Origin of the sequence: Alkalihalobacillus sp. R86527, from assembly GCF_042466185.1 — a bacterium.
In the GTDB taxonomy this organism is placed as follows: Bacteria; Bacillota; Bacilli; order Bacillales; family Guptibacillaceae; genus Guptibacillus.
The window spans coordinates 2123739-2138929 of the sequence record NZ_JAXHBW010000001.1 but is presented as its reverse complement, the minus strand read 5'-3'; the positions used below and the strand labels follow the sequence as shown (position 1 = coordinate 2138929).

Genomic DNA, 15191 nt, shown 5'->3' with positions numbered 1-15191 from the left:
ATTTTGTCAATACTAGGAATCACCTTATCTTTCTAAACAGCAGGAAAAGATAACGAAAAATTGAGTAACAAAGAGGGATTTGAAGCAATAGTGGCTTCTTACACTCTCTTGACAACCTCAATGGTGAAAGCTACAATATTAAGTGTATAATTATAATTTTCTAGCAAAATTATAACTTTACTTTTAACAAATGAAATGTGCTGGATTGAAATCTTGCAAGTGGTACAAAGAACTAACATGACAGCAAACCAACAAGTTAATAGCAGGAGGAGGTGAGTTCGATGGATATAACAATCATCATCTCCACTGTGCTTGTCTCTGTAATCGTCGGAGCAGTTGTTGGATTTCTTGTTCGCAAAACGATTGCTGAAGCGAAGATCTCCAGTGCAGAATTAGAAGCGCAACGGATTATCAGAGAAGGTAAAAACGATGCGGAAGCTATGAAGAAGGAAGCTTTGCTTGAAGCGAAGGACGAGAATCATAATCTTCGTGTAGAAGCTGAGCGTGAAATTCGTGAACGCAGAAATGAGTTACAAAAACAAGAGAATCGTTTGGTACAAAAAGAAGAGGTCCTTGAGCGAAAAAGTGAGACTCTAGACAAAAAAGAGGATTCCCTTGAAAGAAGAGAGGACGCTCTCGCCAAAAAACAACGACATATTGAAGAGATGGAAAGCAAAGTGGAGGAGATGCTTCAAGAGCAGCAGCGTGAATTGCAGCGAATTTCCGGTTTAACAAGGGAAGAAGCGAAGCAGATCATCATGCGTGAAAGTGAGCAGGAACTTGAGCATGAACTGGCGCAGATGGTGAAAGAGCGTGAGTACAATGCGAAAGAAGAAGCTGATAAGAAAGCAAGAGAGGTCCTTTCCCTTGCGATTCAGCGATGTGCAGCAGATCACGTAGCAGAAACAACGGTATCCGTTGTGAACCTGCCAAATGATGAGATGAAGGGACGAATCATTGGTCGTGAAGGCCGAAACATTCGAACTCTTGAAACGCTGACTGGGATCGATCTTATTATCGATGATACTCCGGAAGCAGTTATACTTTCCGGTTTTGATCCGATTCGAAGAGAGATCGCACGAAATGCTCTGGACAAGCTCGTACAGGATGGAAGAATCCACCCAGCGCGAATTGAAGAAATGGTCGAGAAATCTCGCAGGGAAGTGGATGAATACATTCGAGAAGTCGGAGAGCAGTCCACGTTTGAAATTGGCGTACACGGGCTACACCCTGACCTTATCAAGATCTTGGGTCGTTTGAAGTTCCGTACAAGTTATGGTCAGAACGTATTGAAGCATTCTATGGAAGTTGCATATTTAACTGGACTGATGGCAGCTGAGCTAGGTGAAGACGTCCAGCTTGCTAGACGTGCAGGTCTCCTACATGATTTAGGGAAAGCAATTGATCATGAAGTAGAAGGAAGTCACGTTGAAATAGGCGTTGAGCTTGCAACGAAGTACAAAGAGCATCCGGTCGTAATCAATGCGATTGCTTCACACCACGGTGATACAGAAGCAACTTCTGTTATCGCTACACTCGTGGCAGCAGCAGATGCACTTTCTGCAGCTCGTCCAGGTGCACGTCGTGAGACACTCGAGACGTACATCAGACGCCTTGAAAAGCTTGAAGAAATTTCTGAGTCATTTGATGGTGTTGAGAAATCATTTGCGATTCAGGCTGGTCGTGAGATTCGAATCATGGTTAAGCCGGACATCGTAGATGACGTTACATCTTACAGACTCGCAAGAGAAATCACCAAGAAAATCGAAAATGAACTCGACTACCCAGGACATATTAAAGTCACGGTCATTCGTGAAACTAGGGCAGTAGAGTATGCGAAATAATAAAGCGATGCCTCGTGCATCGCTTTATTTATTTCTATTACACTTAAAAAGCGACAGAGCATTTGATAAACTAAGTAAGAATGAGTAGAGACAGAATGGAGTTGTATTATGAAAATATTATTTATTGGAGATGTAGTAGGATCGCCGGGACGAGACATGGTGTCTCATTATTTACCTCGCCTAAAACGGAAGTATAAACCAACCTTTACTATTGTAAATGGGGAGAACGCTGCAGGAGGACGAGGCATTACAGAAAAGATTTATCGTAACTTCTTAGAGTCAGGTGCCCAAGTAATCACCATGGGAAATCATACATGGGATAATCGTGAGATCTTCGAATTCATTAATCGTGCACCAAAGCTTGTTAGGCCAGCTAACTTCCCTGAAGGTACACCGGGAAATGGCTCTACGATCGTTAATATAAATGGAACTGAAGTAGGCGTTATTAATTTACAGGGTAGAACATTCCTACCTGCTATCGATGATCCATTCAAAAAAGCGGATGAGCTTGTAGATGAAATGAGAAAGCGTACCCCTGTGATTTTCGTGGATTTTCATGCTGAAACAACCAGTGAGAAGCAAGCGATGGGCTGGTATCTCGATGGAAGAGTATCAGCAGTTGTCGGAACGCACACACACGTTCAAACTGCTGACGAGCGAGTATTACCTCAAGGAACAGCTTACTTAACCGATGCAGGAATGACAGGACCGTATGATGGCATCCTTGGAATGGAACGAGAAGCCGTTATCAAAAAATTTCTGACAACGATGCCTGTAAGGTTTGAAGTCACGAAAGGTCGGGAACAACTTAGTGGGGTCTTTTTAACAATTGACCCAAAAACTGGAACAGCTAAACATATTGAGCGCATCGCAATCAATGATGATCATCCATTCTACGAATAGGTTTGATGGCCTGAAAAAATAACGGAATCAGCAGGAATACAAGCTTATGACAAGGAATATAGTCTAGAGTGGCAATGGATGCTCAAATTAAGGAGGGGCTTTCAAAATGGAAATCTTAAAAGTTTCAGCAAAATCCAATCCAAATTCTGTAGCTGGTGCACTCGCTGGCGTCCTGCGAGAGAGAGGTAACGCTGAGATTCAAGCAATTGGAGCAGGAGCGCTTAACCAAGCAGTGAAGGCTGTAGCAATTGCACGAGGATTTGTAGCACCGAGCGGCGTTGATCTCATTTGTATCCCTGCTTTTACCGATATTCAAATTGATGGCGAAGAACGAACGGCTATCAAGTTAATAGTTGAACCGCGTTAAGTGATTCCGTTAAGTTAACCTGTTTGTTTTTACAAACAGGTTTTTTTATACGTTTTGGATAAATACATATGAATAGTAATTGGAGGCTACCTATGAAAATATACGATGCACACTGTGATGTCCTAAGTAAGATGTGGAATGATCCTACTCTCTCTTTTCTCGATGGAGCGGATCTACATACCAATCTAAAGCAAATGAGAAGTGCAGGAGCTGGATTGCAGCTGTTTGCTATATATATACCAGAAAGAGTTCCGGATTCAGCAAAGTTTGATTGCGCTCTAGAGATGGTGGAAATCTTTTATGAACGGATTGTAAAACCATATGACGATGTAATAGCGGTGTATTCAAAGGAAGATATAGAAAGGCTTCCAGCTGGTAAAATCGGAGCGATGCTTACCTTAGAAGGCTGTGATGCGATAGGTAGAGAGATTACAAGATTGAAGGCGCTAATCAGACTAGGTGTTCGCTCTGTAGGACTTACGTGGAATTATGGGAATGCTGCATGTGATGGCATACTGGAGTCACGAGGTAGTGGGCTTTCGGACTTTGGAAAACGGATTGTGGATGTACATAATGAATATGATATATGGACGGATGTTTCACATTTGTCGGTCAAGGCTTTTTGGGACGTGATGGACCATGCCAACCATGTTATCGCAACACATTCCAATGTGAAGAAGATTTGTGCGCATCCACGAAACCTTGATGACGATCAATTGAAAGCACTCATCAAAAAGGACGCTGTGATCGGTGTCACATTTGTACCGAAGTTTCTTAGAAATGATCGAAATGCAAGTATTGCAGATATTATTGAGCATATTGACTATATTTCATCCCTCGGAGGAATAAGCAATATCGCACTTGGATCTGATTTTGATGGAATCGATCACGTACCTTCTAATTTAAGAAGTTATGAAGATTACCCAAAGTTGATAGAGGAATTAGAGCGTCGTTATTCGAATAAGGAAGTGGAAGGCTTTTTATGGAGGAACTTGCTAGAACGAATCCCTTCTAAAGGTAGAATTTAGCAATTAGAGCACTAGGGAGCAGGGAATTCCATTCCTATTTCGAACTAGTAATATATGCAAGTGTTTCTCTCACTAGACTAGAAAGGGTGAGGCATTATGATCGAACAACTTTCATGGAAAGTTGGCGGACAGCAGGGGGAAGGAATAGACAGCACAGGGGAAATTTTTGCGATAGCACTTAATCGTATGGGGTATTATTTATACGGGTATCGACACTTTTCTTCCCGTATTAAAGGTGGACATACGAATAATAAGATACGTGTTAGTACAAAAGAAGTGCGCGCTGTTTCAGATGACCTGGACATGCTTATTGCTTTTGATCAAGAGACAATCGATGTGAACGGCCACGAACTGCATAGTGATGGTATTATAATTGCCGACGCGAAGTTTAAGCCTGTGAAACCAGAAGACTGCAAAGCAACACTCGTCATTGTTCCTTTTACTGCAATTGCAACAGAGCTCGGTACATCGTTAATGAAGAACATGGTAGCGATTGGAGCTACGAGTGCAGCCCTTGGAATCGATACTGAAACATATAAGGCAGTTGTAGATGAGATATTTGGACGTAAAGGTGATAAAGTCGTAAACAGTAATATGGAAGCGATTCAACGGGGCGCGGAAGCGTTTCAGGAAGCAACAGGCGCTAACCCTCAGACGCTTTCTTTGAAAAAAGCTGACGGAAAGAACCGGATGTTTATGATTGGAAACGACGCAATCGCCCTTGGCGCGATTGCTGGCGGAGCGAGGTTGATGGCTGCGTATCCAATCACGCCAGCTTCGGAAATCATGGAGTATTTAATCAAAAAACTCCCTGATTTCGGTGGGACAGTCATTCAAACTGAAGACGAAATAGCAGCCGCCACCATGGCGATCGGCTCTAATTATGCAGGGGTTCGTACCCTTACTGCATCAGCAGGACCAGGTCTCTCCTTAATGATGGAATCCATCGGACTGTCAGGGATTACTGAAACACCCCTCGTGATTGTAGATACGCAACGTGGTGGCCCTAGTACAGGGCTTCCAACGAAGCAAGAACAGTCCGATCTTCTAGCGATGATTTATGGAACGCATGGTGAAATACCAAAGATCGTCATTGCACCGAGCACTGTAGAAGAAGCATTCTACGACGCGATTGAAGCTTTTAATCTAGCGGAAGAATACCAATGTCCGGTCATTTTGCTCTCGGACCTTCAATTATCTCTCGGAAAACAAACGGTAGAACCTCTCGATTATGAGAAAATCCAGATTCGAAGAGGGAAGTTATCCGTTCAGGATATCGCTGAAAGAGAAGATAAATCCTATTTCAAGCGATTTGAAGTAACGGAAGACGGTGTCTCAACACGCGTTATACCAGGCACCAAAAATGGTATTTTTCACGTGACGGGCGTAGAGCATGACGAGACTGGTAAACCATCGGAAGTTCCACAAAACCGGAAAGATCAGATGGAGAAACGCCTTAGAAAGGTTAGTGGGTTATCGTTCAACACACCCGTCTATAAGAATGAGAAGCATAAAGAACCGGATGTTCTATTGGTTGGATTCAACTCAACTAGAGGCTCGATCGAAGAAGTTATCCCTCGCTTAGAAGGAGATGGATACAAAGTAAACCATGCTCAAATTCGACTCGTGCATCCATTTCCAACCGATGAGCTTAAATCGATGTTAGATGCTGCCAAAAAAGTTGTAATAGTTGAGCACAATGCAACAGGTCAGCTTGCTAGCTTAGTGAAAATGAATGCAGGATATGCGGATAAGATTGAAAGTCTCCTAAAATACGATGGCAATCCATTCTTACCAGGTGATATTCATCAACAATGCAAGGAGCTGTTAACCCATGGCAACATTTAAAGATTTTCGAAATCAGGTTAAGCCAAACTGGTGCCCAGGATGTGGAGACTTTTCCGTGCAGGCTGCTATTCAACGTGCAGCAGCTAACGTTGGTTTAGAGCCAGATGATTTAGCGGTTGTTTCAGGAATAGGCTGTTCAGGGAGAATCAGTGGATACATTAACGCATACGGCTTTCATGGAATTCACGGTCGTTCTCTACCGATCGCTCAAGGCGTAAAGATGGCTAACAGAGATCTGACTGTTATTGCATCAGGAGGAGACGGTGACGGTTTTGCGATCGGCATGGGGCATACGATTCATGCTATGCGACGAAATATCGATATCACCTACATCGTCATGGATAACCAGATCTATGGACTGACAAAAGGCCAGACATCGCCGACGAGTGCGGAAGGGTTCAAAACGAAGAGTACACCTTCTGGTTCCATCGAATCGTCTTTATCGATAATGGAATTAGCGCTATCAAGTGGTTGTGGGTTTGTAGCACAAAGTTTCTCAACAGATTTAAAAGATCTTGTTGCTCTTATCGAACAAGGTATCCAGCATAAAGGTTTCTCTTTGATCAATGTGTTTAGCCCCTGTGTGACATTCAACAAAATAAACACGTATGATTGGTTTAAAGAGAATTTGATCAGCTTAAAAGATATCGAAAACTATGATCCTACGAATCGAATGAGCGCCATGCAAACACTCATGGAACATAATGGACTCGTGAAAGGGTTAATCTATCACAACCCAAAGAAGCCCTCTTATCAAGAATCTGTGTCAGGGTATAGTGAATCTCCTCTATCTAAGCAGAACCTCACGCTATCTGAAGAGAAGTTTACAGAATTGATGTCAGAATTCATGTAATGGTGAATGTCCCCTGTTTTTAAAACGGGGGATTTTTTCTTTTGAAACTATGATAGGATATAGTCCAGAAATAAAACTATGAATGTCCGCGTATAGTGGACATTTTTTCTTTACGATAAATCTGAAAAATGGTACTATGATTGTGGTAATAGTGTTTAGAGAAGGCTTGAAAAAAGAGAGGTGTTTGTCGTGGAAGGAAAGATGAAAGCGATTGTTAAGCATGAGCGTGCAAAAGGTGCGCAGCTTCAAACAGTTGATATTCCACAAATTGATGAGAATGAAGTTCTAATTCAGGTAAAAGCTACTTCCATCTGTGGAACGGATGTACATATTTATGCTTGGGATGAGTGGTCTCAAAGTCGAGTGAATCCTCCATATGTGTTTGGTCATGAATTCGCAGGTGTTGTTGTTGAAAAAGGCGAACGAGTAACGAACGTAGAAGTTGGAGATCACGTTTCTGCAGAAACACACATCGTATGTAATCAATGCCCTCAATGCTTAACAGGACAGTTCCATATTTGTGAAAATACAAAGATTATTGGTGTAGACACAAACGGTTGTTTTGCTGAGTATGTTGCGCTACCATCTCAAAACATTTGGAAGAATCCAGAGTCTCTTTCATTTGATGTTGCTTCCGTGCAAGAACCGATGGGAAATGCAGTGCATACAGTGCTTGCTGGTGATGTAGCGGGTAAGACTGTTGCAATCATCGGTTGTGGGCCAATCGGAATCATGGCTGTAGGTGTGGCGAAGGCAGCCGGTGCTTCACAAGTCATCGCATTCGACTTGAATAATTACAGACTAGACCTTGCAGAAAAGATGGGGGCGACTAGCCTTGTGAACTCCCGTCAGGAAGACCCGCTTGATAAAGTGAAAGAATTGACGAACGGGCATGGCGTAGATATCGTGTGCGAAATGTCAGGTCACCCAATCGCAATGAACCAGGGCTTCAAAATGGTTACAAACGGTGGACGCGTATCGATTTTAAGCTTACCAGTACGCCCAGTTGAAATCGATGTAACAAACGATATTGTCTTCAAAGGAATCACCGTGCAAGGGATAACTGGAAGAAAAATGTTCGAAACATGGCGTCAGGTTTCTGGCTTACTCCAGTCAGGGCAAGTCGATGTTGAACCGATGATTACGCACCATTTCCCATTAGAAGAGTTTGAAAAAGGCTTTGAATTAATGCTTGAAGGAAAATGTGGTAAGGTAGTATTACATCCATAAAGCTCATTTGAGCTTTTACATAATTAGAAGGAGGCAGGTCATATGAAAGGTTTTGAATATCTCCAAGAAGAACTTGATCAAATGCAAGAGGAGGGTGTCTTTCGCAATCTTATTCCTCTTGAATCCGCTCAAGGATCTCGCGTTGAGATCAAAGGAAAGGAAGTTATCCAGCTTTCATCAAATAACTACCTTGGATTGACAGATCATCCGAAAATGAAGCAAGCGGCAATCGAAGCTGTCGAGAAGTATGGTGCTGGGACAGGTTCTGTTCGTACAATCGCAGGGACACTATCCATGCATGAAGAGTTCGAGCAAAAACTTGCTGAATTCAAACATACGGAAGCTGCTTTAGTGTTACAATCTGGCTTTGCGACGAACCAGGCTGTTCTTTCAGCAATCTTAACAAAGGAAGATGTCGTCATTTCTGATGAGCTCAATCACGCTTCAATCATCGATGGCATTCGCTTAACAAAAGCTGGACGCCGTATTTACAAACATACAAATATGGAAGATCTTGAAAAAGCGTTGAAAGAAACGCAAGAATACCGCACACGTCTAGTTGTTACTGATGGTGTCTTCTCGATGGATGGCAACATTGCGCCTCTTCCTGAAATTGTAGAGCTATGTGAGAAATACGATGCACTTGTAATGGTAGATGACGCACATGCAAGTGGCGTGCTTGGCAGCAATGGTCGTGGAACTGTTGATCACTTTGATTTGAACGGCCGAGTTCATATTCAGGTAGGTACATTGAGTAAAGCAATCGGTGTGTTGGGTGGTTACATCGCGAGTACGAAAACGCTTCGTGATTACCTTATTCATAAGGGACGCCCATTCTTATTCAGTACTTCTCACCCACCAGCAGTTACAGCTGCGTGCTCAGCAGCAATCGATGTTCTCGTTGAAGAGCCAGAGCTCATTGAAAAGCTTTGGGATAATACGAAATTCTTCAAAGATGGGCTTGAGAAGTTAGGGTTCGATACTGGTATCAGTGAAACACCTGTAACGCCAGTAATTATTGGAGACGAAGCTCTTACGCACAAGTTCTCAGATCAGTTGTTTGAAAATGGAGTATTCGCTCAAGGAATCGCATTCCCAACAGTTCAAAAGGGCAAAGCGCGAGTAAGAACGATCGTAACTGCTCAACACTCTAAAGAAGAGCTTCAACAAGCACTTGATGCGTTTGAAAAATCAGCGAAAGAAATAGGCATTCTATAATGAGTCTCAGACTGTCGAACTCGGCAGTCTGTTTTTCTATGATGATGAAGAAATCAATGAATTTGACCTTGAATCTGTAGTAGAAAGTCGATCTGAAGCAGTTTTGAGATAAGAGGCGATTGATGTAACGTGCATCCTCATTTCTTTTCATCATACAGTCATATTGCTTAAATACGTACAACCCCTTATAATAAGGTAATGTCCACCGTTACAGTGAAATAATAGTAAACTCTAAAGGATCAAACATAAAGAACAAAGGCTATCACCATTAAGTGGACGGGCCGGTTTTTTCTAAGTTTAGGAGCAGTATGCTTCTTTTCATAGCAGAGTTATCCTTTGACTGGAAAGGAGACGTCACATATGAACGAAGAACAGCGGCTTGCGTCGCAAATTCAATCGCCAAAGAAAACAGAGAAAACCACTGAGGATTTCGCGAAGTACTTTCAAACCACCTATCAACCACCTTCTTTGAAGGATGCTAAAAAACGTGGTAAAGAAAACGTTAATGTACATTACGACTTCGAAATTCCTGAGAATATAAAAAACCTCGGACAAGATAAAAAATATCTAATCCGTACGTATGGCTGTCAGATGAATGAGCACGATACTGAAATCATGGCAGGTATCTATGAGGGGATGGGCTTTGAAGCAACCACTGTTGTCGAAGAAGCTGACGTGATCTTGCTGAATACATGTGCGATTCGAGAGAATGCAGAAAACAAAGTGTTTGGAGAATTGGGTCACCTTAAGCCTTTGAAGATGGAGAACCCGAACTTGATCATTGGAGTATGTGGATGTATGTCCCAAGAAGAGTCTGTTGTAAATCGAATCATGCAGAAGCATCAGTTTGTTGATTTGATCTTTGGAACTCATAACATTCACCGTTTACCTCAGCTAATGGAGCAGGCTGTATTTGGTAAAGAGATGGTTATGGAAGTGTGGTCCAAAGAAGGCGATATTATTGAGAACTTGCCAAGGACACGCAAAGGCGAGATCAAAGCATGGGTCAACATCATGTATGGCTGTGATAAATTCTGTACATATTGCATCGTGCCATATACGCGAGGCAAGGAGCGAAGCCGTAGGCCTGAAGATATCATTCAGGAAGTAAGGCATCTCGCAGCAAAAGGGTATAAAGAAGTAACGCTTCTAGGACAGAATGTTAACGCATACGGAAAAGACCTAGAAGATATCGAATATGGTCTTGGTGATCTGATGAACGAGATTCATAAGATCGACATCCCAAGAGTGCGTTTTACAACGAGCCATCCGAGAGATTTTGATGATCGCTTAATCGAAGTTCTTGGTCAAGGGGGCAATCTCCTAGATCACATCCACCTTCCTGTTCAAAGCGGTAGTAATGATGTGCTTAAGTTGATGAATCGCCGATATACAAGAGAAACGTATCTTGAATTAGTGAAGAAGATTAAGGCAGTTATGCCGGAAGCTACGTTCACAACCGATATTATCGTCGGATTTCCAAATGAAACTGACGAACAATTCGAAGATACAATGTCACTTGTAAGAGAAGTAGAGTACGATAGCGCATATACGTTCATTTATTCTCAGCGTGATGGCACGCCAGCTGCCAAAATGAAAGATAATGTGCCGATGGAAGTTAAGAAAGAACGCCTACAACGTTTGAATACACTCGTGAACGACACGGCAGCAAAGAAAAATGCAGCCTTTGAAGGTAAGATCGTTGAAGTACTCGTTGAAGGTGAGAGTAAAAAGAATCCTGATGTTCTATCGGGATATACAAGTAAAAATAAAGTCGTAAACTTCAGAGCTCCGAAGTCTCTTATCGGAGAACTCGTACAAGTGAAAGTTACAAAAGCAAAAACATGGTCGCTAGACGGTGAATATATCGAAAATACTGCTGAGGTGAATGCATAATGATTACAAGACAAGAAGTTATCGGAAAAGCAAAGGAACTGGCTAAGCTCGTTTCAGAAACAGAAGAAGTTGATTTCTTTAAGCGTGCAGAGGAGAAAATCAATGCGAACAAAAAGGTTCAAAGTTTAATTGCACGTGTTAAGCTCGAACAAAAAGAAGCGGTTAACCTTCAACATTATGGTAAGCATGAAGCGTTGAAAGAGAAAGACGAGCGCATCGACAAACTTATGGAACAGCTTGATGAGATTCCAGTAGTACAAGAGTTCAAACGTTCTCAATCAGATGTGAACGATCTTCTTCAGCTTATTGCGAATACAATCTCAAACACTGTTACAGATGAGATTATCGAATCTACAGGTGGAAACGTTCTAGAAGGAACGACTGGATCTGCTCAATCTGGACCAGGATGTAAGTAATGAAGAAAAGTCGGGAGTTTATCCCGGCTTTTTTTATGTTGTTTTCTTTGCTCAAAACATCTCTCAGACATATCGTATCAAGCTTTCAGGCGGTTTATTTCATTCTTCATCTTTTATAAATAAATTTCATTCACCGTATTTTTTTTAGAAATTTTACAAAAGGTTGTAAAGCATTGTACATAAGGGTCATAGACTGATAGTGGAACAGCCTTAATAAAAAAAAGGCACACTAGTCATTTGTCATGCATAGGATGAGAATGAAGATTGGAAGAGGAGGTATGATCGATGTCAGAGGATTATAATTACAGAGAGATATTCGCCAAAGCTGTTTGCGGAAAAGGGCGTAAATTTACTCAGGATACAAACACAGTTACACCAGAGCACAAACCTTCAAGTATTCTTGGATGCTGGATCATTAACAACAAATTCAAGGCGAAAAAGCACCATGATTGCGTCATTGTTGAAGGCTCTTATGACATTAATATCTGGTACTCATACAGTCATAACACAAAAACAGAAGTCGTCACAGAAAACGTTAAATATCGTGAAGAAATCCCTCTTCGCTACAAGGATAAAGATTGCAAAACTGACGAAGTGGTTGCAAAAGCGATTCAAGAGCCTAACTGTCTTGAAGCTACCATTGCACCGAACGGCAACAAAATTATCGTTCAAGTCGAAAGGGAGTTTCTCGTAGAAGTAATTGGAGAAACGAAAATTTGCGTTTACGTAAATCCCGATGGCTGTGAAGACGATGATGACGATTGGGAATATGAAGTAGAAGATGAAGAGTTTGAAGATTTAGATCCGAACTTTTTAATTGGTGATCTTGAAGAATAGCAGTACCAGGGAGAAGGTGTTCTTCTTCCTGGTTTTATTTTTTTGGTTCAGACGCCACCTTCTTTATCATAGAAGCTACGAAGAATGATGTGATATACTGTTAGCTGAATAGAAATGTAGATTGGTGGAGAAGAAATATGGCTCGATATACCCCTATGATCGAACAATATTTAAGGATTAAGGCAGAGTATCAGGATGCCTTTTTATTTTTTAGATTAGGTGACTTTTATGAGATGTTCTTTGAAGATGCGATGCGCGCATCAAAAGAGCTTGAAATAACTTTAACAAGCAGAGATGGAGGCGGCGAGGGTCGTATACCAATGTGCGGTGTCCCGTATCATTCTGCAGAAAACTATATTTCGCAGTTAGTAGAAAAAGGTTTTAAAATCGCAATATGTGAACAAACGGAAAACCCTAAGCATGCAAAAGGTGTTGTTAAGCGAGAAGTCGTTCAACTCATCACACCAGGGACGGTTATGTCTGATCGACTAATTAAAGAAAAAGAAAACAACTACATAGTAGCGATATCAGAGTTTGAAGATCAAACTTATGCGCTTGCAGCGAACGATTTAACGACGGGTGAAAACATGGCCACGATCTTGACGGGGGACCATCATGAGGTGCTTGGTGAACTGTCGAATCTGTCACCGAAAGAGGTTATTCTCGGAAGTGATGATGATCAGTTGGCAACAGCCATTCACGAAAGGATGTCTCTTACAGTTTCGATCGAGGACGATGTTTCAATTCCAGAGCAGTTTCAGGAGCTTTCCGAGCATATTGATCAAAGTAAACTCCTGAGTTCATTTGGACGACTTTTACATTATTTGATACGAACACAAAAAAGATCAATGGATCATCTTCAACCGCTTCGTCATTATCATGTTTCACAGTATATGAAGCTCGATGTGAATTCAAAACGAAATCTTGAACTAGTTGAAACCATTAGGGATAAGAAAAGGACAGGCTCTCTCGTTTGGTTCTTAGATAGTACCGTTACCGCAATGGGTGGGCGGTTGCTGAAACAATGGGTGGAGCGTCCGTTGTTGAACCGTAGGGAAATCATTAAGCGACAAGAACTTGTGGAAACGATGATGAAACAATTTTTTGAGCGTGAGACCATTCGTGAACAATTACAGGGTGTATATGACTTAGAGCGGTTAGCTGGTAAGGTTGCATTTGGAAATCTGAATGCGAGAGATCTTGTGCAGCTTCGCAAATCGTTAGAAAAGATCCCTGGCATCAAACAAGCTGTCACTGAGCTTGATAATGTTTATGCAAATGAGCTTGGAGATGAGATTTTAACGTGTGACGAGCTTACAGAGCTATTGAATGAAGCGATTGAAGAAAACCCACCACTTTCAGTGAAAGAAGGGCAAATGATTCGTGACGGGTACAATAGCGATCTCGATCGTTACCGGGATGCGAGCAGGAATGGGAAAGACTGGATCGCTTCCCTTCAAATGCAGGAGCGCGAACGAACAGGCATCAGATCCCTGAAAATCGGCTACAATAAAGTCTTTGGTTATTATATTGAAGTAACAAGGTCGAACCTTCAGCATCTTCCTGAAGGCAGATATGAGCGGAAACAGACGCTATCGAATGCCGAGCGTTTTATCACGCCCGAACTGAAAGAAAAAGAATCTCTTATCCTTGAAGCGGAAGAGAAGATCGTTGATTTGGAATATGACTTGTTCACGAATCTAAGGGAGCAAGTGAAGCAGTATATTCCACAGCTTCAAAAACTAGCAAAGAAAATAAGTGAGCTTGATGTATTGCAAGCATTTGCAGTTGTAAGTGAAGAAAACCGGTTCTCAAAACCTTCCTTCACAGAAAAAAGGGAAGTCGCGATCGAAGGTGGACGTCATCCGGTTGTAGAGAAGATGCTAAAAGGAAGAGAGTACGTTGCGAACGATGTGATGATGAATGAAGATCGAGAAGTTCTTTTGATCACAGGACCAAACATGAGCGGTAAGAGTACGTACATGAGGCAGTTAGCTCTCATTTCGCTCCTTGGCCAAATCGGTTGTTTTGTACCTGCAGAATCCGCAGTTCTACCGATCTTTGACCAGATTTTCACACGTATCGGTGCAGCAGATGATCTTGCGGCAGGTCAAAGTACGTTCATGGTTGAAATGCTTGAAGCAAACTATGCGATTACAAAAGCAACAGAAGATAGCTTGATTTTGTTAGACGAAATTGGTCGGGGTACATCGACTTACGATGGGATGGCACTCGCTCAATCGATCATCGAATATCTTCATGATCATGTTCGTGCAAAAACACTTTTCTCAACTCATTATCATGAGCTTACAACACTCGAAGGCGAACTTGATCGTGTGAAGAACGTGCATGTAAAGGCAGTCGAAGAACAAGGACGCGTCGTTTTCTTGCACCGCGTTCATGATGGTTCAGCTGATAAGAGCTATGGAATTCATGTAGCGCAACTTGCTAATCTTCCAGAGCAACTCATTAAGCGAGCTCAAACGATTCTTTCAGAGTTCGAATCTAGTCCAGAAGCGACAGAAGCAAGTACGAAGAACAAACATGAGTCTAAAACCAAGACTGATGACGACGCACAACTTGCATTCTTTGATGAAGCTGAAGAGAAGAAGGTTCGTTCTAAAACATCCGGTGAGGAAGCGATTCTGAAGAAATTGAAATCTGTTGATATTATGGAAATGACGCCGATGGACGCGATCAATACATTGTATGAATTGAAAAAGAAGTTAAAGTAGTAGAGAAAGAAAGGTG

12 protein-coding genes are annotated in these 15191 nt (G+C 41.9%); all 12 read left to right on the top strand.

Annotated elements, in window-relative coordinates:
* Positions 1-281: 281 nt before the first annotated feature.
* Positions 282-1844 carry a ribonuclease Y gene (rny, locus tag SJY16_RS10935; protein WP_377889173.1) on the top strand — a complete coding sequence of 521 codons (1563 nt, stop codon included), beginning with the start codon at positions 282-284 and terminating at the stop codon, positions 1842-1844.
* A 108-nt stretch (positions 1845-1952) separates the two neighbouring features.
* Entirely contained in the window at positions 1953-2747 is a 795-nt protein-coding gene (locus SJY16_RS10930; protein WP_377889172.1) for a TIGR00282 family metallophosphoesterase, read from the top strand.
* 106 nt (positions 2748-2853) lie between these two features.
* Positions 2854-3114 (top strand): stage V sporulation protein SpoVS, encoded by a 261-nt coding sequence (spoVS, locus tag SJY16_RS10925; RefSeq protein ID WP_066231967.1) that lies wholly within the window; start codon positions 2854-2856, stop codon positions 3112-3114.
* A 92-nt stretch (positions 3115-3206) separates the two neighbouring features.
* On the top strand, positions 3207-4142 hold the full coding sequence (locus SJY16_RS10920) for a dipeptidase (protein WP_377889171.1): 936 nt from the start codon (positions 3207-3209) through the stop codon (positions 4140-4142).
* Positions 4143-4238: 96 nt separating this feature from the next.
* Positions 4239-5990 carry a 2-oxoacid:acceptor oxidoreductase subunit alpha gene (locus SJY16_RS10915; protein ID WP_377889170.1) on the top strand — a complete coding sequence of 584 codons (1752 nt, stop codon included), beginning with the start codon at positions 4239-4241 and terminating at the stop codon, positions 5988-5990.
* Complete coding sequence (locus SJY16_RS10910) at positions 5977-6843, top strand: 2-oxoacid:ferredoxin oxidoreductase subunit beta (RefSeq protein ID WP_377889169.1); 867 nt, start codon at positions 5977-5979, stop codon at positions 6841-6843. Before SJY16_RS10915 ends, SJY16_RS10910 begins: the two co-directional genes overlap by 14 nt.
* A 189-nt stretch (positions 6844-7032) precedes the next feature.
* The gene (tdh, locus tag SJY16_RS10905) at positions 7033-8073 is read left to right on the top strand and encodes an L-threonine 3-dehydrogenase (RefSeq protein ID WP_377889168.1); all 1041 of its coding nucleotides are present in this window, start codon (positions 7033-7035) and stop codon (positions 8071-8073) included.
* A 42-nt stretch (positions 8074-8115) separates the two neighbouring features.
* Positions 8116-9291 (top strand): glycine C-acetyltransferase, encoded by a 1176-nt coding sequence (locus tag SJY16_RS10900; RefSeq protein WP_377889167.1) that lies wholly within the window; start codon positions 8116-8118, stop codon positions 9289-9291.
* 360 nt (positions 9292-9651) lie between these two features.
* Positions 9652-11187 carry a tRNA (N6-isopentenyl adenosine(37)-C2)-methylthiotransferase MiaB gene (gene miaB, locus SJY16_RS10895; RefSeq protein ID WP_377889166.1) on the top strand — a complete coding sequence of 512 codons (1536 nt, stop codon included), beginning with the start codon at positions 9652-9654 and terminating at the stop codon, positions 11185-11187.
* Positions 11187-11603, top strand: a complete 417-nt coding sequence (locus SJY16_RS10890; RefSeq protein ID WP_377889165.1) for a YlbF/YmcA family competence regulator — start codon at positions 11187-11189, stop codon at positions 11601-11603. Before miaB ends, SJY16_RS10890 begins: the two co-directional genes overlap by 1 nt.
* Before the next feature lie 285 nt (positions 11604-11888).
* The gene (gene cotE / locus SJY16_RS10885; RefSeq protein WP_224882245.1) at positions 11889-12440 is read left to right on the top strand and encodes an outer spore coat protein CotE; all 552 of its coding nucleotides are present in this window, start codon (positions 11889-11891) and stop codon (positions 12438-12440) included.
* 137 nt (positions 12441-12577) lie between these two features.
* Positions 12578-15175, top strand: a complete 2598-nt coding sequence (gene mutS, locus SJY16_RS10880) for a DNA mismatch repair protein MutS (protein ID WP_377889164.1) — start codon at positions 12578-12580, stop codon at positions 15173-15175.
* Positions 15176-15191 lie beyond the last annotated feature (16 nt).

Bases quoted from the DNA above. Each gene is read 5' to 3' on its own strand.
- rny (WP_377889173.1), top strand. From the start codon at position 282: ATGGATATAACAATCATCATCTCCACTGTGCTTGTCTCTGTAATCGTC.
- SJY16_RS10930 (WP_377889172.1), top strand. From the start codon at position 1,953: ATGAAAATATTATTTATTGGAGATGTAGTAGGATCGCCGGGACGAGAC.
- spoVS (WP_066231967.1), top strand. From the start codon at position 2,854: ATGGAAATCTTAAAAGTTTCAGCAAAATCCAATCCAAATTCTGTAGCT.
- SJY16_RS10920 (WP_377889171.1), top strand. From the start codon at position 3,207: ATGAAAATATACGATGCACACTGTGATGTCCTAAGTAAGATGTGGAAT.
- SJY16_RS10915 (WP_377889170.1), top strand. From the start codon at position 4,239: ATGATCGAACAACTTTCATGGAAAGTTGGCGGACAGCAGGGGGAAGGA.
- SJY16_RS10910 (WP_377889169.1), top strand. From the start codon at position 5,977: ATGGCAACATTTAAAGATTTTCGAAATCAGGTTAAGCCAAACTGGTGC.
- SJY16_RS10900 (WP_377889167.1), top strand. From the start codon at position 8,116: ATGAAAGGTTTTGAATATCTCCAAGAAGAACTTGATCAAATGCAAGAG.
- miaB (WP_377889166.1), top strand. From the start codon at position 9,652: ATGAACGAAGAACAGCGGCTTGCGTCGCAAATTCAATCGCCAAAGAAA.
- SJY16_RS10890 (WP_377889165.1), top strand. From the start codon at position 11,187: ATGATTACAAGACAAGAAGTTATCGGAAAAGCAAAGGAACTGGCTAAG.
- cotE (WP_224882245.1), top strand. From the start codon at position 11,889: ATGTCAGAGGATTATAATTACAGAGAGATATTCGCCAAAGCTGTTTGC.
- mutS (WP_377889164.1), top strand. From the start codon at position 12,578: ATGGCTCGATATACCCCTATGATCGAACAATATTTAAGGATTAAGGCA.